Source organism: Alicyclobacillus dauci (genome assembly GCF_026651605.1).
Classification (GTDB): Bacteria; Bacillota; Bacilli; order Alicyclobacillales; family Alicyclobacillaceae; genus Alicyclobacillus; species Alicyclobacillus dauci.
This window is the reverse complement of sequence record NZ_CP104064.1, coordinates 3,260,743-3,281,155: the sequence shown is the minus strand read 5'-3', so window position 1 is coordinate 3,281,155 and position 20,413 is coordinate 3,260,743. Positions and strand designations below refer to the sequence as shown.

General features: G+C 51.1%; 20 protein-coding genes. 13 read left to right on the top strand and 7 right to left on the bottom strand.

The features are described from left to right. Positions 1 to 160: 160 nt before the first annotated feature. From NZD86_RS16645 to NZD86_RS16625, 5 genes are all read left to right on the top strand, one after another. Positions 161 to 715 (top strand): GrpB family protein, encoded by a 555-nt coding sequence (locus NZD86_RS16645; RefSeq protein ID WP_268043171.1) that lies wholly within the window; start codon positions 161 to 163, stop codon positions 713 to 715. A gap of 139 nt (positions 716 to 854) precedes the next feature. Further along, complete coding sequence (locus NZD86_RS16640; protein ID WP_268043170.1) at positions 855 to 1,262, top strand: cytidine deaminase; 408 nt, start codon at positions 855 to 857, stop codon at positions 1,260 to 1,262. A 7-nt stretch (positions 1,263 to 1,269) separates the two neighbouring features. After that, positions 1,270 to 2,115 (top strand): MBL fold metallo-hydrolase, encoded by an 846-nt coding sequence (locus tag NZD86_RS16635; protein ID WP_268043169.1) that lies wholly within the window; start codon positions 1,270 to 1,272, stop codon positions 2,113 to 2,115. A gap of 357 nt (positions 2,116 to 2,472) precedes the next feature. Further along, positions 2,473 to 3,951 carry a transposase gene (locus NZD86_RS16630; RefSeq protein WP_268043168.1) on the top strand — a complete coding sequence of 493 codons (1,479 nt, stop codon included), beginning with the start codon at positions 2,473 to 2,475 and terminating at the stop codon, positions 3,949 to 3,951. A gap of 363 nt (positions 3,952 to 4,314) precedes the next feature. Further along, positions 4,315 to 4,758, top strand: a complete 444-nt coding sequence (locus NZD86_RS16625; RefSeq protein WP_067622857.1) for a 2-thiouracil desulfurase family protein — start codon at positions 4,315 to 4,317, stop codon at positions 4,756 to 4,758. 380 nt (positions 4,759 to 5,138) lie between these two features. Here the strand turns inward: NZD86_RS16625 and NZD86_RS16620 are convergent, their stop codons facing one another. From NZD86_RS16620 to NZD86_RS16610, 3 genes are all read right to left on the bottom strand, one after another. Then, a complete protein-coding gene (locus tag NZD86_RS16620) occupies positions 5,139 to 6,251 on the bottom strand; it encodes a 5-methyltetrahydropteroyltriglutamate--homocysteine S-methyltransferase (RefSeq protein WP_268043167.1) in 1,113 nt (370 codons plus the stop codon). Between the two features lie 84 nt (positions 6,252 to 6,335). Beyond that, a complete protein-coding gene (locus NZD86_RS16615) occupies positions 6,336 to 6,935 on the bottom strand; it encodes a TetR/AcrR family transcriptional regulator (protein ID WP_268043166.1) in 600 nt (199 codons plus the stop codon). 53 nt (positions 6,936 to 6,988) lie between these two features. Further along, positions 6,989 to 7,837: a LysR family transcriptional regulator gene (locus NZD86_RS16610; protein WP_407655264.1), complete on the bottom strand. Its 849-nt coding sequence runs from the start codon at positions 7,835 to 7,837 to the stop codon at positions 6,989 to 6,991. A 175-nt stretch (positions 7,838 to 8,012) separates the two neighbouring features. On the opposite strand from NZD86_RS16610, the gene NZD86_RS16605 reads away from it, so the two are divergent. After that, positions 8,013 to 9,887 carry an ABC transporter ATP-binding protein gene (locus NZD86_RS16605; protein WP_268043165.1) on the top strand — a complete coding sequence of 625 codons (1,875 nt, stop codon included), beginning with the start codon at positions 8,013 to 8,015 and terminating at the stop codon, positions 9,885 to 9,887. Then, positions 9,874 to 10,719: an energy-coupling factor transporter transmembrane component T family protein gene (locus tag NZD86_RS16600; RefSeq protein WP_268043163.1), complete on the top strand. Its 846-nt coding sequence runs from the start codon at positions 9,874 to 9,876 to the stop codon at positions 10,717 to 10,719. The genes NZD86_RS16605 and NZD86_RS16600 overlap by 14 nt, the downstream gene beginning before the upstream one ends. A 91-nt stretch (positions 10,720 to 10,810) precedes the next feature. Here the strand turns inward: NZD86_RS16600 and NZD86_RS16595 are convergent, their stop codons facing one another. Continuing rightward, a complete protein-coding gene (locus NZD86_RS16595) occupies positions 10,811 to 11,725 on the bottom strand; it encodes a DMT family transporter (protein ID WP_268043162.1) in 915 nt (304 codons plus the stop codon). A gap of 177 nt (positions 11,726 to 11,902) precedes the next feature. Here NZD86_RS16595 and NZD86_RS16590 point away from each other — a divergent pair, with 177 nt between their 5' ends. Both NZD86_RS16590 and NZD86_RS16585 read left to right on the top strand, forming a co-directional pair. Then, complete coding sequence (locus NZD86_RS16590) at positions 11,903 to 12,526, top strand: ECF transporter S component (RefSeq protein WP_268043161.1); 624 nt, start codon at positions 11,903 to 11,905, stop codon at positions 12,524 to 12,526. Positions 12,527 to 12,931: 405 nt separating this feature from the next. Beyond that, the gene (locus NZD86_RS16585) at positions 12,932 to 13,975 is read left to right on the top strand and encodes a ThiF family adenylyltransferase (protein WP_268043160.1); all 1,044 of its coding nucleotides are present in this window, start codon (positions 12,932 to 12,934) and stop codon (positions 13,973 to 13,975) included. Here the strand turns inward: NZD86_RS16585 and mnmA are convergent. Continuing rightward, positions 13,960 to 15,069, bottom strand: a complete 1,110-nt coding sequence (gene mnmA / locus NZD86_RS16580) for a tRNA 2-thiouridine(34) synthase MnmA (RefSeq protein WP_326492578.1) — start codon at positions 15,067 to 15,069, stop codon at positions 13,960 to 13,962. The two genes, NZD86_RS16585 and mnmA, sit on opposite strands and share 16 nt — an antisense overlap. 108 nt (positions 15,070 to 15,177) lie before the next feature. Between mnmA and NZD86_RS16575 the strand changes: the two genes are divergently transcribed. After that, positions 15,178 to 16,095: a hypothetical protein gene (locus NZD86_RS16575; RefSeq protein ID WP_268043159.1), complete on the top strand. Its 918-nt coding sequence runs from the start codon at positions 15,178 to 15,180 to the stop codon at positions 16,093 to 16,095. A gap of 68 nt (positions 16,096 to 16,163) precedes the next feature. Here the strand turns inward: NZD86_RS16575 and NZD86_RS16570 are convergent, their stop codons facing one another. Both NZD86_RS16570 and NZD86_RS16565 read right to left on the bottom strand, forming a co-directional pair. Next, positions 16,164 to 16,850 carry an HAD family hydrolase gene (locus NZD86_RS16570; protein WP_268043158.1) on the bottom strand — a complete coding sequence of 229 codons (687 nt, stop codon included), beginning with the start codon at positions 16,848 to 16,850 and terminating at the stop codon, positions 16,164 to 16,166. A 178-nt stretch (positions 16,851 to 17,028) separates the two neighbouring features. After that, positions 17,029 to 17,352, bottom strand: a complete 324-nt coding sequence (locus NZD86_RS16565) for a hypothetical protein (RefSeq protein ID WP_268043157.1) — start codon at positions 17,350 to 17,352, stop codon at positions 17,029 to 17,031. A gap of 103 nt (positions 17,353 to 17,455) precedes the next feature. On the opposite strand from NZD86_RS16565, the gene NZD86_RS16560 reads away from it, so the two are divergent. The 3 genes from NZD86_RS16560 to NZD86_RS16550 all read left to right on the top strand — a co-directional run bounded on the left by NZD86_RS16560 (position 17,456) and on the right by NZD86_RS16550 (position 20,342). Then, complete coding sequence (locus NZD86_RS16560) at positions 17,456 to 18,244, top strand: SDR family NAD(P)-dependent oxidoreductase (protein ID WP_268043156.1); 789 nt, start codon at positions 17,456 to 17,458, stop codon at positions 18,242 to 18,244. Between the two features lie 16 nt (positions 18,245 to 18,260). After that, positions 18,261 to 19,088: a sulfurtransferase gene (locus NZD86_RS16555; RefSeq protein ID WP_268043155.1), complete on the top strand. Its 828-nt coding sequence runs from the start codon at positions 18,261 to 18,263 to the stop codon at positions 19,086 to 19,088. Positions 19,089 to 19,238: 150 nt separating this feature from the next. After that, entirely contained in the window at positions 19,239 to 20,342 is a 1,104-nt protein-coding gene (locus NZD86_RS16550; RefSeq protein ID WP_268043154.1) for a phosphodiester glycosidase family protein, read from the top strand. Positions 20,343 to 20,413: the final 71 nt, after the last annotated feature.

Below are 20,413 nucleotides of genomic sequence, written 5' to 3'. Positions count from 1 at the left end.
TCGAAAATCATCATGCTGATTAACCTCTCATCGGGACTTTAGGCAGGCTCCCTTTTCAGTTAACGGGAGCGAATCCTTCAAAATACGTTCCCCTCGCGCTCTGCGAGCCGTTTCCGAACCATCACCAACCTAGTACTAATCGAGTAAGGAGGAGTATGAGGTGGACAAAGAAGAACTCGGGAAGCTATATCCCATCACGGTTGTAGAGTATGACGCAAAATGGACTACATCGTATGAACAAGAGAGGAACATAATTGTAAACATTCTTGGGCCGGAAACAGCTTTGAGTGTAGAACATATTGGAAGTGCGGCTGTACCCAATCTATCGGCAAAACCCACAATTGATATTCTGGTGGAGATACCTGATGCACCTGGAGTCAACGAGTTAATCATCAGTAAAATGAGTGAAAACAACTATATCCTCATGCAAGAACAAACCTCGCACTTGATGTTCGTAAAGGGGTATACTCCGACGGGCTTAGAGGAAATATCGTTTCATATCCATATGGGTACAAGGAATCAAGCATTTCTATGGGATAGAATCTATTTCAGGGACTATCTGAGGATGTACCCATCTGTTGCAAGTGAGTATGAGAGCCTGAAGCTAAAATTAGCTGAAATATATAAGCACGACAGAGACGCTTACACGGAGAATAAGGGCGATTTTATCCGCAAAATAACCAGCCGTGCAAAGGAGAGTTTATCGACACGTTAGACTCTTCCTTGTTCAGCTATCGGGCGCATTAACTGAAGAATTCCTCGGTCGATGGATTGCATGATTATACGGTCCTAAGTCATGGTGCTTCTGTCGCTCTTGGGCAGAAGTGTTTAAGAAGAATTCAGGAGGAATTATAGTGAATATTGAACAAAAATTGTTTGAGTCGGCAGTTGAGTTAATTCAAAAGAGATACCCAAGCGGTTGGGGCGGAGCGGCTGCAATGTACACAAAAGGTGGTCATATTTTGACCAGTGTCGCACCAGATGTGATTGTAGCGTCTACTGAACTATGTATGGAAACGGGGGCGATTTGTGAAGCTCATAAGCTTAATGATGAGGTTACCCATTCCATTTGTGTGACGCGCGACGATGAAAACTCTAAATTTAAAGTTTTGACCCCCTGCGGTGTTTGCCAAGAAAGGTTGTTTTATTGGGGGGGAAACGTAAAGGCAGCCGTTTACTCTGAAAGTGGTGACTTGATTTTCAAAACTCTAAAAGAAATTCAGCCTTATCATTGGGCAAAGGCATATCCAGAGGGAGTTTAGCAGAAGAATGCAGAAGCTAGTTAAAATATCAGATCGCAGTTTATTTTTACCTCCAAGTCATGAAACGGACCGCCCACTCCTAGCCGCAATTGTAGGTTCAGAAAGAACTCTATTAATTGACGCGGGAAATTCCTCACGCCATGCAACGTTATTTCTGCAGCAGCTAAAAGCCTTGAACATACAAGGAGACTGGTTAGTGATTACCCATCATGATTGGGACCATGTTTTTGGCTTAAGTGAATTCAAAATTCCAGTTATCTCACATTTCAATACACGTGATGAAATTAAAAAATTACAATACTTGAGTTGGACGGATGAAGCTTTGGACCAACGGGTTAAAGACAAAACCCAGACTTCATCTTCTGCAGAAAACATCAAAAAGGAACTTGGAACCGAACGGGATGTCGTTTTTCCATTACCTAACATTACATATACCGATCAAGTGACGATCGATTTAGGTGGGGTTAGTTGTTTAATTGAACACGTCGGCGGGGATCACGCTTACGACTCAAGCGTTGTTTATATTCCTGAAGAAAAAGTGCTCTTTGTCGGAGATGCGATGTACGCAAATACAATGAACTGGAGCTACACAGCCGAAAAGACACTTAAATTAATTCAAAAACTAGAGCAGTATGATGTGGAACTTTGCTTTTTATCACACCAAGACAAGCCTTTAACTAAAGCAGAGTATCAGCATGAACTGTCCGTTCTAAAAAACATCGCTACACTAATACAGGTGTTCCAAGGCGATAAATCATCTATCGCTGAAGAATTAGTCAATCGCCTTCACCGATCGTTAAGTGAAGATGAGTTGGAAACTATCGACTTTTTCATAAATGGGCTGCACAGTTAGAACGACAGATTCCCAAGCCTGTCTTATTCAGAGCCGATGCCACAATTGAATAATTGCCCGTTGTAACAGGCAAGTCGGGTGTAGGATATGGTTCACTTTATTTCGTGAAAGCAATTGGAATAATGCGACAGCAGTTAAATAGACGCGCCAATGGCCGGTGCTTCTATGCGAACTGACGTGATTTGTATGTTTATCGATGATTTTTGGTTATTTATACAGAGTCGATTACGAGCTAAAGACAGGAAAATCATGGTGGATGAAAATCATCGGTTTGGTGCTGGGCATAAATATACCACGGAGCCCTCTTTTGGTAGAATAGAGCCGTCCAAAGCCTATCTACTACAAAGGAGAAGATCCATGGCGATGCCGATTATATCACAACAAACCCAATCTGCGTTGATTCCTTTTCCCTTGATTCCTCATCAATGGGAAAGGTTTTTGGACGTTCCGTTTGTTCTCCCGGCACTGACATTCCCCTGGAGCATCTTTCGTGGTATCGAGCAAGAATACTACCAGCATCTGTATGCCTCGTTGCGTAAGGAACGGATGAATCGGTCGGACAAAGCCAGCAATGCAAACGGCTCTGCTTTGGGCTTGGAACTCCCGACACCAATCGAACAGGTAGATGATACGTCCGGAGTCGGGCGAAGTCAATCGGGCCGCAAGCCTCACAACTTTATGCCTATGATGCGCGCGTTCGAACTTGCTCGATTGATGTACGTCGAGATCATGGCAGAGAGTGTCTACCTGCAGGTTCGCTCAAATCCGCTGTTTGCCGAAGCTTGCGGGTTTACGGGTAAGTTCCCCAGTTACCGCTCGTTTGCCCGCTTCGACCAAATCATGACTGACTTCGGATTATGGGAAAAGGCTCGACAACTGGTTGTGGAGTTTAATCTGAAGCAAGGCGTCATCGAGACCGAAGACACGTTGGTCGCCGATACGACCCATGTTGAAGCGGAGGCGACATACGGAAAGCAGATGAAAACCTGCGGCCACAATGAAGACTGTGACTGTCCCAAGGTACCCACTGACGATAACGTTGGCATTGTACGCAAAAGTACCGCTGTGTCCTATGTAGGCCACAAGGTTTCGTTGCTCAGCGGGGCGAAGGGGCAACTGCCGCTGACCCGGGAGGTGTGCAAGGGCGGAGAGCACGACGCCCTCACGTTGCAGCCTACACTTGAGAGATTCAAATCTGAGTTTGAGGAACTGGCAGAGCCCGTTCGGTATGTGCTGGCGGATGGGATTTACCAGACTCCAGGGAACCAGAAAGTAACAAAGGATGTGCTAGGAGCGAAACTGCTTGCTCCCATTAATCCCAGGAACCGCAAGGACAAATCGAGCGATGCCCGTGGCATTGATAAGATAGACCGCTACGGGGTACCACATTGCATTGCCGGCCACAAGATGGAGTTAAAGGGGTGTGACCTCAAAAAGGAACAGTACATATTCACTTGTCCAGTTCACAACCCCCAGGCGAAGCAGGAAGGGCTTGTCTGCCCTCACCACAAGCACATCGAGTGCTGCAACGGTGCCACACAAGGCCGAGTGTTTCGGATTGATTTTTCGACGACGCCCCAGGTGGACCCTGAGTTCCCACAGCACAGCCGTACATTCTATACGCTGTATGACGCCCGTACAGGGATTGAGCGGATCATTGGGATGCTGAAAGACGGATACAGTCTGCGGCGTGTACACAAACGTGGACGGAAGGCGGTAGAAGCACACGGCGACCAGTGCATCCTCTGTATGCATGTGATGGCATACTGTGCTCACGTTCAAGTTGGAACAGTGAACCGGGGTTGGACACGAAGTCGCCTGAAGCGGGCTCAATGACAACTATCCACAGAAACTGAGTTCGGCAAAGGTTGTCCACAGGCTTCGTGCGCCCACTTTCACCCCTACGGCCGTTTTTTCACAGATCTCCGGCCCATTCGTGATGCATCCGGCGAAATCCGAGCTAATGAACCACACATTATCGCTACCCGACATAGCGTGAAAAGTAATTTTGGCATCGGCTCTCAGTTAACGGGGGCTTTAGTTGAACAATCCTCAGGTAGCGGGCTTGCATGAAAATGCATTGACGTTGCGCTGCTCTTGTTGAGCTTATGGGCAGGTTAGTGACAAAAGAGGATACGATAAATTTCCTTCGAAGTAGTTAGTATGTGTCTAATTTTGCAGTAAGAGAGGACATTCATCATGAAAATCGTGAGTGCCTGTTTGGTCGGTTGTAAGTGTAGATACGATAATCAATCTGCTTTACATTCAAAAGTCGAGAATTTAGTTCAAAGTCGTCAAGCAGTGCCTGTCTGCCCTGAGCAATTCGGAGGACTCCCGACTCCAAGGAATCCTGCAGAGATTGTAGGCGGAGATGGATTTGATGTACTTGATGGCAATGCCAAGGTTATCGATAGTGAGGGGAATGACGTCACACAGGAGTTTATTGACGGGGCTTACCGAGCACTAAACGTTGCACAGACTATTGGGGCAACAACAGCCATTCTTAAGAAAAATAGCCCCTCCTGCGGAAGTGATTTGATATACGATGGGTCTTTTTCTGGTATGAAGAAGGAAGGAGTGGGCGTGACTGTTGCTCTATTATTACGTAATGGACTAACGGTTACATCCGAAGATGGCGATTAACAAGGGGGTCTCATAGGAATTGCTCTTGAACAAACGGGTGCGTTAGCACAACAAGACCCCTGTCCAAGAAAAGCATAAAAATACACGAAACAGTATAAACATTTCTTACTCTCGCACCCTTTTCACTCCATCACTTTGGTGAGACGTTATACATCTTTTTTTCCGTCTGCACTTGATTTACGGATTGGAGCGACCTCATCAGTATACGACTTTAATTTAGGATGAATTGGGAGTCTGAGGGTAAGACTGCGAAGTTACTGGGTATACGACTTTATTTTCCATAGTCACATGCGTCTGGTCGATAGCAAATGGTCATCTCAGGGTACCGTGTAAAAAAGGGCATGTCATCTGCTTCCGATGACACGCCCTCCGTATCATCCTTACTTCCAGACGTCTTCTGCGATTTCCACGACGTGGCGGAGCTTCGCCCATTGCTGATCTTCTGTGAGTAAGTTGCCTTCTTCTGTGGACGCGAACCCACATTGCGGACTGAGACACAACTGATTTAAATCCACAAAGCGAGCGGCCTCATCGATCCGGCGTTTGATATCGTCTTTGTTTTCCAATTCACCGTACTTCGACGTTACCAAGCCAAGCACGATCTGTAGGTCCTTACGGTTGACGAAACGAAGCGGCTCGAAACCGCCGGCTCTGTCGCTGTCGTATTCGAGGAAGAAACCGTCGATGTTGAGACCTGTAAATAACGTTTCAGCTACAGGTTCGTAGCCTCCGGAAGCAATCCATGTGGAACGGAAATTCCCACGGCATATGTGCATTGTGATGGTTAGATCCTCTGGACGATCCGCCACGGCCTCGTTAATGGTCCTCGCATACAAGTTCATGAGCTCAGCTGGGTCTAAGCCGCGTGCACGAATCTGTTCGCGCTGTTCCTCTGAGCAAAAATACGCCCACGACGTGTCATCCAGTTGCAAATATCGACAGCCTGCATCATAGAATGCCCGCACGGCCTTCTTATACGTACTAGCCAAATCATGAAAGAATGAATCGTTGTCGCTGTAAACACGCTTGTCGATCTCGCCTCTAAAGTGAAGCATACTAGGGCTCGGAATGGTCATTTTCGCCGTGTGCCCACCGGTAACACTTTGAAGAAACTTGAAGTGCTGGATCATTGGATGATTGGTAAAGTTCAGCTTGTCGACGACGCGGACCGTATGAGACTTAGTCTGTGTCTGATGGAACTGAATACCGCTCTCCGAATCGTATCCTTCGACGCCATCGAGATTTTCCAGGAAATCAAAATGCCACCACGCGCGCCGAAACTCTCCGTCGGTTACGGACATGAGTCCAATTTCTTTTTGTTTCTCAACAATACGGGTGATTTCCGCATTTTCAACGAGGCGCAATTGATCGGCTGTTATCTCACCAGATGCGAATTGTAAACGTGCAGTTTTCACTCGCTCTGGTCTGAGTAAACTGCCAACGTGGTCCGCCCGAAAAGGCGGTTTTTTGCGCGGGAGGACGGGCTGAGTCATCGGGATTCCTTCTTTCCATTACACAGTTCTAGGTCAGGATAACTATTCTTTCGTTGCTGCAATTCTATCATAAATTGAGAATCTTTATGGAATATATGGATGATTCAAGTGCTCTCGCAACCCGGCAATGGCGAATTGAGATACCCTGTCTTCGAACAGCTTCCTCATATTCTTGTCAATGTACTGCCCTGCGAAGTGGGCCATGTCCCCGATCATGGAGATGAGTATCGCCACCGTCCACGACATGTCGTGATGGCACTCAGGATGGCGGATGACGAGCGCTTCAAGCAGTTTCCCGCCAAGCTTTCCGAACATGGCCTCATGCCTGCGCCGCATAAATGTTTCACCACCACCGCAATAGAACACTTTTGACATCGATGGATTGTCCGAATAAAGCTGAAACACTTCGTGGATCACTTTGCGTGTGCAGTCCTCGAACGGGATCGACAAATCGTCCAAAAACGGTCGTATGTGACTCCAGGTTTCTTCGATGACGTCGTCAAACCACTCGATGAGCAGCGCTTCTAGAGACTCAAAGTGAAGATAGAACGTTCCGCGTGCGACATTGCTGGCTGCGATGACGTCGGCGATGGTCACATTCTCGTACCCTTTGGTCTCGAACAGGCGAATGGCTCCTCGATAGATGGCCTCGCGCCTAGCTTCTTTGCTCAGTGGTTGACGCACCGCTCAGTTCCTCCTCTTCGGCTCATGACATATGCTTGCCGGTTCTCTTTGCCTCACACGGATGAATCGGGGTGGAAGCGCGCCTGGTGTTGATAGTGTTCGCTGACGATCTCGATGAATCGTTTTGTCAGCGGCTGATCTTCGAGCGCATCCGGGTATGCAAGCAGAGTTGGTCGGGTAAATGCCTTGTCCTGGACTGGGATGGCGACGTAGCCTTTCGCCTCGCTGTCGTGGAGGGTACGCCTCGGCAAGAACGAGATCCCGAGACCGTGTCCAACCATGGCTTTGATCCCGTCGATGCTGTCGAGCTCCATACGAATATCCGGGAAGACATCGTGTTTCGCGAGTAGCATCGTGATGCGCTTACGAAAAGGAGCTGTGGAGTCGCTGAACGCGACCATGGGCTGTCCGGACAGCGCAGCGAGACCTGGAAAGTCGTGCGTGAAGGGGTGATCTACGGGTACGACGAGATCGATGGCGTCGTCAGGAAACTCGATGAGCCGGACACGCGGGTGATAGACGGGCTCACCGAGGAAGCAGAAGTCCACTTGATTGCCTATGAGCGCGTCCACCATGTCCTCATACAGTCCCATTCGCACCTGCAGGCGAACATCTTCTACTTGGAGCATTCGGTGCAAGCACTGGGGAACATCCGTCGACACGAAGGCGCGCCCCGACATGACCCGAAGCGTTTGGACAGGGTGGCTCGCCGTTTGAACCATCTGTTGTTCAAGTGAGACAACTTGCTCCGCAAGCGGTAAAAACCTTTTTCCTGCAGGTGTTAATTGCACCCCGTTGGGTGTTCGGTCGAACAGGTGATAGCCAATATCCCGTTCCAGGCGCTGGAGACGCGTGGTCACCGTCGATTGGGACATGAACAGTTGTTCTGCCGTGCGGGAAATGGATTTATTGCGATTGACCGCGAGAAATAATTGAAGGTCTTTTGTTTCCAGAGGAATCCCCCCACTAAACTTGGTTGAATTATATCACCACTCTGTTTGTCCACAAAGACTGATTTGTCGCAGTCCTTCCTTTATAATTGGACAAGTGAGATCGCACCCAAAGGAGGGTATTTCCGTGGAAAACCCGCCATTATTATTTTCATTTAAACATGTTCACTACGCATATCCGATCCAGCGCGAGGAAGGACATGCCGAGCAAACTGTTGAGGCTTTATCTGACATTTCTTTTGATATCCGTCCTTCCGAGCACGTTGCCATCCTTGGACCGAACGGCAGTGGCAAGTCGACGTTAGCCAAATTGATGACCGGTCTTCTTAACCCTTCATCTGGTGAAGTAACGCTGCTAGGAAGGCCGATCTCGACCTACGTAGAACAGGCCGATTTACCGCGGTATGTTGGCATGGTCTTTCAAGATCCAGATGTTCAAAGTGTTGCCACCGTCGTGGAAGAGGATGTCGCATTTGCACTGGAAAACATGCGAATGCCTATCGACGAAATGCACAAACGCGTTGAAGATGCGCTAAAACGAGTCAACATGTGGGCTTACCGTACACGCGAACCGCATGCTTTGTCGGGAGGACAAAAGCAGCGGGTGGCCATCGCGACCGTCATTGCACCTGAACCCACGTGCATTCTCTTCGACGAAGCGACGAGTATGCTGGATTCGATTGGCCGTCAGGAAGTGCATCGCTTGATGGATGACTTGCGGCAAGCCGGCCATACCATTATCTCTATCACGCACCGCATGGATGAGGCTATCCTGGCGGATAGGGTACTCGTGTTGGATGCGGGGCGGCTTGTCATGGACGTGCCTCCGGGTGAGTTGTTTCGCGATGCCGATAGACTGAAGCGGCTGCATCTCGACATGCCCATCCAGGCCGTCGCAGCAAAACTGCTTCGCGATAACGGACAAGGAGATGTGCCGTCCGTGATCGATACGAAACAGTTTGCTACATATGTTGGGGAAACAGCCCAGAGAACGACGACCGGGACGGTGGCCGAAGAGACAATTCGTCCGGCGTCTTATACGCTTGACGGGACGGACGATTTGCGCGCTGTTCCCGCAGACGCGCAGACGGCAGTCGAAGACGTGGGCGCAGATGACGAAGTCATTCGGGTTGACCGGTTGAACCACGTTTATTCACAAGGCACGCCGATGGAGACGCAAGCGCTGATCGACGTTTCGTTGTCTGTTCGCCGTGGTGAAATTGTCTCCATTGTCGGTGCAACTGGATCCGGGAAGTCAACGTTCAGCCTCTATTTGAATGGACTCTATCAGGCAGACAAGGGCACCGTGCAAGTCCTCAACATGGATGGGGCGGAGAGAAAAACTGCAAAGCGGTTGCGAAAATCTGTGGGCATGCTGTTTCAAAAGTCGGACGCCCAGATTTTCGAAGCGTTGATTGGCGACGAAATCGCGTTCGGACCGTTTCGGTTCGGTGCGACCGTTGAAGAAGCTCGGCAGGCGGTCAAGGATGCAATGGATTGGGTCGGGCTGGATTTTGCGTGGCGCGATCGACCGACGTATGCCCTGAGCGGCGGTCAACGTCGCAAGGTCGCGTTCGCCAGCGTGCTCGCCGCACAGCCAGAGATATTGGTACTCGATGAGCCGACAGCCGCCCTCGATCCCCTCGCTCGCCGCGACCTCCTCGACGTTCTTCGCAGGCTGCGCAAGGAACGAGGCATGACCATCGTCTTCATCACGCATCAGTTGGAAGAAGTGGTGGAATTGGCAGACAGGGTTGTCGTTTTTCATCAGGGTAGAGTCGTCGCGGATACGACCCCCAGAGCATGGCTCAGCGATCCGGCCACCGTCCGCCACCTCGGCTTCACATTGCCGGAGGGCCCGGCGTTTGTGGAGGGTGTTTGCAGGGCGCTGAACTGGCCACTTCCCACGCCCATGCCCCTTCGCCAGGAGGAGGCGGCAGCGTGGCTGCGAACGTTGCTCAACGACCGGAAAAGGGGGGAGGGCAACCATGGCCAACTTTGAAGTGAGCAAATATATCACCATCGGCCGCTATATTCCTCGCGACTCCTTCATCCACCGGATGGACCCACGGGTGAAGCTGTTTTGTTTTGTTCTCTGGATTTTGGCCGTCAGCTTGTTGCCGTCGGTGATCGTTCAGCTTGGCCTGCTCGTACTGACGGTTTGCCTTTTTGCCATGGCAAAGTTGCCCATGGGCTATGGTATGTCGGGCATTCGACCCGTTTTGCCGATTGTCATTATTGTTTTACTTTTTGAGGTCATCTTCGCGCGATCCGGCCCGAACGCCACCGTCCTTATCCACGCAGGCTGGCTCAAAATCACAACGACTGGCATCTTGCTGGCCGTGATTTCAGCCGCCCGATTCTTTACCATCGTGTGGCTCGTCAGTCTACTCACTCTGACGACTTCATTGTCCAACCTGACGCACGCGCTGGAGCGCCTCATGTCTCCTTTGCAAGCGATTCGCGTGCCGGTTCGGGATATGGTGATGATGTTTACGATAGCACTCCGCTTTGTGCCTCTGCTCGCCGAAGAAGCGGAGCGCATCATGAAAGCACAAGCAGCCCGGGGAGCTGACTTTGGTACGGCGCCGTGGTGGCGGATCGACAAGCGGACCCGGAGCGTGTTTCCCATACTTGTCCCACTCTTCATCGGAGCGCTGCAGCGCGGTGAAACCTTGGTGTTGGCCATGGAAGTGCGTGGCTACCGGCCTGGAGAGGCGAGATCGTCCTATGTGTCATTCAGTGGAAGGCGGACAGATGTCGTCGCCCTGCTGTTATCCATCGTGGTTATCGCAATAGCCGCGGTGGCAACGTGGGGTTGGAAGCTGGTGTGATGCGGGGGAGCGGCGCGGACAGTTCTCGGGCGGCCGGAGCCGCGCTCCGCCATCCGGCCCAAGCCACAAGCCCCGCGCAGTCCTCCCTACGTCAACGTGAAACGCCCGTGTGTGCAACGGGTGGAATTTCGGAGATTCGTTTTTTCTGTGTATTAGTCAAATAGATACCCAAGATAATCAGAATAAGGCCAAACACCAACCACACGCTGACCGCTTCATGAAGGAACAAAACGCTTGTGACAACGGCGATCAGCGGCACCAGAAACGTGATGGCCGCAACGCGGCTGGCATCGCCAGATTTGACCAGGTAGAACCAAATCATCCACGACAGCGCGATCCCAAAAAAGCCCCCGAACAACGTGCCCAGAATGAATGGTGCGGACCACGTAACGGCGCCCCACGACTCGGTTGCGCTGCCAGCAATCGTGATCAAGATCCCACCGATGAGGAATTGAATCGCGAGAAGCCACATCATATCCACGCGCTCTTGTGCTCGTTTCGTGTATACCGTCCCAATCGCCCAAAAGACGGCAGTGAGAATCCCAATGAGAATGCCTACTCCGGATACATGGCTAGTGAGACTGCGGGCACTGATGGCCGCGACGCCCATGAAGCCGAAAATTAAACCGACCACTTTTCGCCAAGTCATTTGTTCACCTAACCACAGCCATGCGAAAACGCCGACGAGGACGGGTTCCAAATATATAAGGACGGAAAACAACCCAGCGGGTAGATAATTGAGACCGACAGTTTGAAGTCCGAAGAACAGAATGACATTGAACACGGCAGAAATGGCATAAACCCAGAAGTGTTTAATAAAGTTCGGTTGTTTCCGGCTGAGTAAAGCGATCATAAGAACGACAATCCCGCCCAAAAGTGTTCGAATTCCCGCGAAAATGAGCGGTGGAGCGTAATTTAAGGCTACCTTATAAATGGCGAACGAAATCCCCCATAAGACAACCAAAACAATAATCAACAACGCTGACATGACGCGTGATTGACGCAAAGGTCGCGCCTCCTTATATCGTGCTAGTCCGAAAATTTTCGACTTACGAAATATCCGAGGATCAGTATAACACCTTCCGCAAGCACGGGAGTTGTACATCTAGACAGCAAAACGTATGTCCGGTATAGTCGATTTGCGCCAACCATAACGTTCCACCAGAAGGGGGACAGTTTTTGGATGGATTCTCCAAAACATACTCAATCGATGAAAACGGGTTCACTGACTGCTAGTGCAACCCAATCACAGTCTCGCCAGCGGACACGTTGGCTGGTGATTACGGCCGTTCTCGCAGCCATCAGCATTGTGCTGAGTCTGACACCATTAGGCCTCATCCCAGTACCGACGCCAGCAGGGTCCGCAACCATTTTGCAAGTTCCTGCGATTTTGGCGGCCGTTCTTGCGGGGCCGTTTGCGGGAGGAATTGTCGGAGCAGTATTCGGTGTCGTATCGATGCTTCACTCGTCAGGCGTTCCGTGGTTTACGAATCCACTCGTATCTGTCGTGCCACGCATTTTGATCGGTGTGATTAGCTATTTCGTATACGCTTCGCTCATCCGTGGAGCAGGACGAGCAAGAGGGACATTTGCCCTCATTGTTACGGGGTTCATCGGATCGGTTGTCAACACGGTTTTGGTGCTTGGAGCCGTGTACATTTTCTTTCCAGTTAAACTCGGGTCACTTGTGACCGTTGCACTTGTTCAAGGGCTTCCTGAAGCCGTTGTATCCGCTATTTTGACGACTGCGATCGCTGCGGCATATCTAGGCATCACCCGTCAGGGTCGCAAGTCTCGCATTTCATAAATTATTCGTGTAACGAGGGTCCGCATGTAGTCAAGGCGCAGACTGTATGCGGACTTTTTGTTCACGGAATTGTTATTCAAATGTTCAGAAATATCCATTGAAATGGCTGATGACTCACATTAGAATGTAGGAATATCCTTTTCAAGGAGGCTTGGCGTGGATGGAACACAACGAGACAGAAAATCAGTGTACAATTTGCGGTGAATCTCTAGAGGAGAATACTGAAAAGTCAGAATGGTTATGCTTAGATTGTACAGATTCTTGGGAACGTGAATCGCAGAGTGCGTGGTGATTCGGGATTGCGTTATAGGTATAAAAAGACAGTGCCCGTCGCAGTTACGACCGGCCTGTCTTTTTATTTGTTCGGCTTCCTGCTACATTGAGGTGTAGACAGGGGGAAGGCATGTGTCGAACGACTTAACAAACCGAGCAGAAATGACCCGATACGCGCGACAAGTGCGACTTTCTCAGATAGGAAAGGAAGGCCAGCAAAAACTCGCGACAGCTCGTGTTGCCATTGTCGGCATGGGGGCGTTGGGATCGGCGACCGCAGAGTGGTTGGCACGAGCCGGAACGGGTATGTTGCGCCTGATTGATCGGGATGTCGTCGAGTGGAGTAATCTGTCTCGACAAACTCTCTACGGCGAACAGGACGCTATCGCTGCGACCCCCAAGCCACATGCAGCACAGAACCGGTTACAAGCCATCAACAGCTCGATTGCATACGAAGCGATAGCAGATGACGTTGACGCAACCAACGCCTTAGACCTGCTATCCGATGTCGATATCATCGTCGATGGGACAGACAACTACGCGACGCGACGCCTACTCAATGATGTGAGTGTTGCTCAGGGAATTCCCTGGTCATATGCAGGCGCTGTGGGGACATATGGAACAACGGCGTTATTTCGGCCGGGGGAAACGCCCTGCTTTGCCTGTCTATTCCCCGATCCCGATCCGGTCGCTTATGATACCTGCGACACTGTGGGGGTATTTGGACCGACCATAGGTGTCATCGCATCGCTGCAAGCTGCGGCAGTCATGAAATACATCATCGGTGCGGATGATGAAGGCGCCGGCGTAACGACCTATGACGTTTGGGCGAACACTTCGTATACCGCGCGCTTTGGGCCCAAACGAGACACATGCCTGTGTTGCGGGCAGCGAGTGTTTCAGTCGCTTCGGGCTGACATGCGTCCGCTGGCGGTCACCATGTGCGGACGAGATACGATACAGGTGAGGCCAAGTGGGGTAACGAGGACTGTGGATTTAGTCGGTGTGGCACAGCGGCTGGGATCACTTGGACAAGTCCAAGTGACACCTCATCTGCTGCGTTTTCAATCCGATACTGAGGGGTTCTATTTATTCCCAAATGGCAGGGCGCTTGTCTTTGGTGTGTCCGACGCAAGTCGTGCACGAAACATCTACGCGCGTTACATTGGAATGTAACGCGTGTCGATGATGCCCCCACCCAAACAAACGTCCCCATCGTAAAAGACAACAGACTGTCCGGGAGTAATTGCGCGCTGTGGTTCGTCAAAAATGACTTTGCACTCGTTTGGACCGCGCATTTCCACTGTGACACCCTGATCGTCCTGGCGATAGCGGAACTTTGCCGTGGCTCGGAACGATGTATCAGACGGTGCTGCCCCGCTGACAAATGACAACTGGCTGGCAGTCAGACTGGTGGAGAATAGCCGAGGGTTATCGATTCCCTGGCCGACGATGAGCACGTTGCGGTCAAGATCTTTGTCCACGACAAACCACGGCTCACCTGATCTGTCGTTCATGCCACCAATGCCAATTCCACGCCGTTGTCCCATCGTGTAATACATGAGTCCTTCGTGGCGACCAAGGACATGGCCTTCGGTGTCCTCAATGTCCCCAGGCTGAGCTGGAAGATAGTTACTGAGGAAGTTTCGGAAGTTTTTCTCACCGATAAAGCAGATTCCCGTGCTGTCCTTTTTTGTCGCCGTGGCGAGGTCAAACTCGCGTGCGATTTCGCGGACCTGTGACTTCTGCATATGTCCAATCGGGAACATGGCGCGCTGAAGCGGCGCCTGATCGAGCGTGTTTAAGAAGTACGTCTGATCTTTGTTCGGATCTGCACCGCGAACCAGTTGCACCTTGCCGTCTGACATTTTACGGACCTGCGCGTAGTGACCAGTTGCCAAGTAGTCCGCGCCAAGCTCAAGTGCGCGGTTCAGTAGCTCTTTAAACTTGATCTCCTTGTTGCACAGAACGTCCGGGTTTGGGGTTCTGCCTTTCTGATACTCGTCGAGAAAATATTGAAAGACGCGTTCTTCGTATTCGCGTTCAAAGTTTACCCCGTAGTAGGGAATTCCGATTTGCTCAGCAACTCGTGCGACATCTTCGAAATCTTCTGTCGCCGTACAGTGACCGAATTCGTCGGTGTCGTCCCAGTTCTTCATAAAGATACCGACGACGTCATATCCCTGCTGCTTTAACAGCAAAGCACTGACAGACGAATCGACGCCGCCCGACATTCCAACCACGACTCGTGTTTTACTGTTACTCTGCACCTTGTCCACCTCCAACGCGTACTTGTACAATCAACAAAGTACGTTTTTTATATTTGCTCGCTCTACTCAATCATTTCATTTAAGGTAGACGAAAGGTGGCCACCCCTCATGTTCGATCTCGATAGAGACGCCATATTACACCACGAACGGTTGAAGTTTCTAGATGATGTTGTCCCGATTCGTGAACATCTGGACAACATTGAAAAGTTTATTCGGATCTGCTACGAAGAGCAAGGATGGCATGTTGCTCAGTCCCGCCGCGTCATCGCCCTGCGAGCAACCGACAAGGAGCGACTATCCAGTGCCTTCAAGGCCAGTCTGTACTTGGGAAAGTACCGCGACATGGCAAACACAACTCGTTTTCTCCACAATATGGTTGCAGCCGGACACTCGTATGAACCCATCCGGGGTGAGTCTATCCTCTTCCTTTTTATTGGAGTTGGCAAGACCGTGTATGATCACCTGGTCACGTATACCGTCGGACGCCCAACGAGAATTGCCGGCGGACAGCGTGCGAATGTACCATGGGGATTCGAGTTGCCAGTGGAAGCGAAGAATCCGGATGAGTACAAGGAAGAATTGGACCGGATACGCAATGTTATTCGTTTAGCAAAAGAAGATCGGGCGGAGCAAATGCAAGCAGCCCGTGCGAAACTTCCCGTTGGTTATATTATGCCACCGTTCCTCATGGAGTTTTCAGAAGAGGCACTGATTAAGACTGTCTTTCGACAACGATTGTTTGAAAAGGGCGCACAAGGGGCGACAGTCGACATCGCCACGGATATGCTCAATGCGTGTCTCCAAATAGACGAAGAAAAATGGAACTTCCTCATTGACTACCATGGGCCGCACCTACAGCAGTGGGAAAAGGCGATGCGAACCCTCCGAAAAGAGCACTACACCGTTGCGGATCTCGCTCTCAAGTTGGGGATTCCGATTGATGAAGTGATGCAAGCAAATCTATATGATTTGTTGATGGAATCAGTGGGGAAACTCCCGCCCTCGATGTGGGAAAAGCAGCGATAGATATGAGCACCGTGGAAGGACCGTGTCTTTCGTTCCGGATCTGGAACTGAAGTCACGGTCTTCTGCGACTATCTACCTGACGGAGAGAGGGAACCTGTCTCAGCTTTTTGATCCCGGATGAATTGGAGAATCTCCACCGGTGTGCGGACAATACATATGGCGCCCGCTTCACGCAACTCTGTCTCAGAGCCAAACCCATAAGTCACGCCGAGTGTGTTGATGTTGTTTTCGCGGGCACCAATTACATCGTGTTCACGGTCGCCGATCATCAGACAGGATTCCGGGCTTAAGTCGTATGTACGAAGTACAGTCCGGATCACATCAGCCTTGCTGTCTATGGAGCCATCTAGTTCTGCGCCGCCGATGCCGTCGAAGTACTCTTCCAATTCAAAGTGACGGAGGATTTTTTCAGCGTAAACGCGCGGCTTTGACGTGGCTAAGAACAGCCGGTATCCGTCGTCTCGAAGCGTTTCCAGGACTGTTTGGACACCCGCGTAGACTTCATTTTCAAACATCCCGATGGGTTCGAATCGCTCACGATACTTTGTGAGCAATCGATTGATCACAGCTGTGTCGGTTGTTTTTGCAAGTTGGGCAAAACTATCGCGCAAGGGTGGTCCGACCACCCACACTAAGTCCGCGTGCGATGGGGCATCGAAGCCTTCATGAAGGAGGGCTAGGCGAACGCTCTCGGTGATGCCAAATGCGGAGTTTGTCAGCGTGCCGTCGAGATCGAATAAGATATTGGTGTACACGATGGTCCTCCTTATGGTGCGGTATCGCTTTGCCTGGGACGCAGTTATATTCACGTGAATAGGATTGGGGTGTGCTGCACCCGAGCCGTACCTTGTCCATGACATGGGAATGAAAGACCAGTTCCCACAGTGAGGAACCGGTATGATGAGCGTACCGATTGTGAAGGTATCGTGCAAGTCACAACTCGGTGACTCGATGAACAACCCAAATACCGCCTTTTCCCTGTTTCTCAGGCTGGTATAATTCAACCAAGTAGGTGCAGTTGCGGTGTTTGACTCGCACCACGGCGTGCATGAGGCCGCTGTCACGATCACGGTATTGTTCGACAAATGTATATGCGTCATTGGTTCGCAGTCCTAAGTGAACTGTCCCAACTTCCTGCGCGGTCCGAACAGGGCTCAGTCGCCAGAGATATTGGCCGTTATCGACCGCACGTTGAATGCGTGAATAGTCTTCACCTGGAATTTCAACGTGTCCGGTCACCACTTCGGGGCATGCCATCTTTGCGGCCTCCTTTTACACTCCAATCGATGGTGCATTGTATGGGGCATTCGCCTTTTTGTGATGGACTATAGCCCAGAATGAAGAAAGGATGATTTGTGATATGGCAATTAAAGGTCAAGGAAGAGTTGCAATTGTGACGGGGGCAAGTTCCGGTATCGGTCGGGCTACGGCCGTTGGATTCGCTGAGGCTGGGTTTCAATTGGCCATCGGGGCCCGCCGGGCGGAAAAACTACAAGCCGTCGTCGAGGAACTGACGAATATCACAGGACATGCACCGCTTGCGGCTCCACTTGATGTCACGAGCACGGAAAGTGTCGAGGCCTTTGTGAGCGGTGTGATCGAACATTACGGGAAGGTCAATGTTCTCGTGAACAACGCGGGCAAGGCACTTGGCGTCGACTACATAGACGAACGGGCGAACGAAGACGATTGGGAGACAATGCTCGATACAAATGTCATGGGGCTTCTGCGAATGACCAAGCGGCTGGTTCCACATTTGGTGGAGAGTGGGGATGGCCACATCATCAATATCGGATCGACGGCGGGTCACGAGGCATATGCTGGCGGCGGTGTATATTGTGCAACGAAATTTGCTGTCCGGGCCATCACGGGCGCACTTCGCCAAGAATTGCTAGGGAAACCGGTTCGAATTAGTAGTATTGATCCCGGAATGGTAGAGACAGAGTTCAGTGTTGTGCGTTACCATGGGGATAGTGAGAGAGCAGCGCAAGTATATGAAGGACTTCGCCCTTTGACGGCAGAGGATATCGCTGACGCCATCGTGTACACGGCGACGCGGCCGCATCACGTGAACATTGATACGATGATCTTGAAACCGATCGACCAAGCTGATGCCAAGCGTGTCGCACGCAAAGGACAAGAGGACTGAACGGAGGGCATTTTCCATGCTGATATCTGCCGACGAACTGCATCAACGTCTTGCCGACCCGGAGTTAGTCATTTTCGATTGCCGCTTTAAACTAAGCGATCCCGATTGGGGCCAAGAGATGTACAGCAGATCGCACATCCCTGGGGCGTACTATTTCGACCTGGAGCGTGATCTGTCTTCACCTCCACACGATCACGGCGGGCGTCACCCACTTCCTGACCTGGAGGTCTTTGCAAACAAGCTGGGCCAGGCCGGCGTGACACGGACATCCACCGTCGTCGTGTACGATAGCGGTGAAGGAATGGCAACACGGGCTTGGTGGCTCACTCGCTATGTTGGCGTTGAAGACGTTCTTGTACTCGACGGTGGATTTCAGGCGTGGCTTGACGGCGGATACGCCTGTTCGATACAAGCGCCACAGAGAGTCGATCACGACTACGACGCCCACGTAGAAAGTGCCTGGACGGCGGATGTGGACGACGTCCGTCGCATTGTCTCGGGCGACACGCAAGCCGTTCTCATCGATGCTCGTGATTATGCGCGATACGCGGGGGAAATTGAACCTATCGACAAGGCGGCTGGTCACATTCCTGGTGCTGTCAACTACCCATGGCAGAAGGGCCTCGCCGAAGACGGTAAGTGGAAGCCCGACTTTCAGCAAACACAGCGATTTAAGGAAGTTCTTTCAGAGAAACTGCCAATCGTTGTATATTGTGGTTCTGGTGTCACGGCTTGTGCGGATATCTTTGCATTGAAATTAGCCGGTGCCGAGGATGTTCGGCTGTATACGGGAAGTTGGAGTGACTGGATTTCATATAAGGATAATCCTATAAAAAAGTCCTGATATTTGCCAACCAACAAAATGTAACATTCCCGTGTCGAATGACGTCTATCCCTATAGAGCTTCGGCTCGACGTCTTGGCATGTCGTCTCAGATCGTGAGCGGCTCTATTTTTCTCACGTCTTTGCAGCCAATAGAGGAGGATGCGAGACTATGCGTGATCATCATTCGACCGGGAATCCTAGGTCACAGTCACCAACGCGAAAAGATTTGCGTCTCATGCGCGCGAAACGCCGTAAGCGCCGTCTGGCCATTGCTGCGGTTAGTATATTCAGTACCCTGCTAGTCCTCGTTGGAGGAGCGATTGGGATCGCATTTGGCACACCGTTTGGCAACCATCTTCGCTTGACGGCGGCAGAAACTATTGCTTCTACTCGACATTATGAGTGGGCTCGATATATTACAACACCGCAGGAATTCGCGTCCATCCTGCACAATTTGGATGGCATTGCAGTGAAATCTGCAAATATCGGAGACATTTCCGTTGCGGCGCAGGCAACGCCCCAAAGTATCAGCGACAAGTCAAGCGGACCTGTTCAGCTCATTCCCCTCGATGAGAATGGCTATACAGGATATGTCATGCTTGTTCATGACCCAAAACTCGTTCGTCTTGTGCCGGCACAAGTCCAAGGGTCGATGGGTGAGTACATCACCAATATGGGTCCCAGGGTCGGTGCTGTTGCAGGGGTTAACGCGAGTGGGTTCGAGGATCCCAACGGAAATGGTTGGGGCGGTGTTCCAGTCGGACTCGAATACGTCAACGGACAAGTTATGCAACAATCCAAGCGGGATCCCAGTTGGGCCACGGTCGGGTTCACGAAGGATGGAATCATGGTCATGGGAGATTACACGACGAGTGATCTAAAGCAACTTGGTGTGCGCGATGCCATGCAATTCCACCCGGAGCTCGTTGTCAACGGTCAGCCCACAATCACAGAGGGCGACGGCGGGTGGGGGAGTGACCCGCGAACAGCCATCGGTCAAGAGAAGGATGGTACCGTCATTTTTGTCGTCGTCAACGGCCGACTGCATGGAAATGGCTCGATGGGGGCAACGCAACGTCAAGTGATGGACATCATGCTTCGATATCACGCGGTCAACGCGTGTGCGATGGATGGCGGATCGTCATCTGTTCTCTACAACAACGGCCAAATTATCAACTCACCGTCGACGATTGACCCACATCACGAGCGTCACTTGCCGGATGCGTGGATGGTCTTCCCAACAGAACAAGCAGCAAATCATGTGGGGGACTAAGAACGGCGTTATGAGGTGCTTGACGCGGACAAAAGGGGGACTGAGACCACTCAGTTCCCCTTTTTTGCTAA

Coding starts and splice junctions, on each gene's coding strand:
- NZD86_RS16635 (WP_268043169.1), top strand. CDS start 1,270: ATGCAGAAGCTAGTTAAAATATCAGATCGCAGTTTATTTTTACCTCCA.
- NZD86_RS16630 (WP_268043168.1), top strand. CDS start 2,473: ATGGCGATGCCGATTATATCACAACAAACCCAATCTGCGTTGATTCCT.
- NZD86_RS16625 (WP_067622857.1), top strand. CDS start 4,315: ATGAAAATCGTGAGTGCCTGTTTGGTCGGTTGTAAGTGTAGATACGAT.
- NZD86_RS16620 (WP_268043167.1), bottom strand. CDS start 6,251: ATGACTCAGCCCGTCCTCCCGCGCAAAAAACCGCCTTTTCGGGCGGAC.
- NZD86_RS16600 (WP_268043163.1), top strand. CDS start 9,874: ATGGCCAACTTTGAAGTGAGCAAATATATCACCATCGGCCGCTATATT.
- NZD86_RS16590 (WP_268043161.1), top strand. CDS start 11,903: ATGGATTCTCCAAAACATACTCAATCGATGAAAACGGGTTCACTGACT.
- NZD86_RS16575 (WP_268043159.1), top strand. CDS start 15,178: ATGTTCGATCTCGATAGAGACGCCATATTACACCACGAACGGTTGAAG.
- NZD86_RS16565 (WP_268043157.1), bottom strand. CDS start 17,352: ATGGCATGCCCCGAAGTGGTGACCGGACACGTTGAAATTCCAGGTGAA.
- NZD86_RS16560 (WP_268043156.1), top strand. CDS start 17,456: ATGGCAATTAAAGGTCAAGGAAGAGTTGCAATTGTGACGGGGGCAAGT.
- NZD86_RS16555 (WP_268043155.1), top strand. CDS start 18,261: ATGCTGATATCTGCCGACGAACTGCATCAACGTCTTGCCGACCCGGAG.
- NZD86_RS16550 (WP_268043154.1), top strand. CDS start 19,239: ATGCGTGATCATCATTCGACCGGGAATCCTAGGTCACAGTCACCAACG.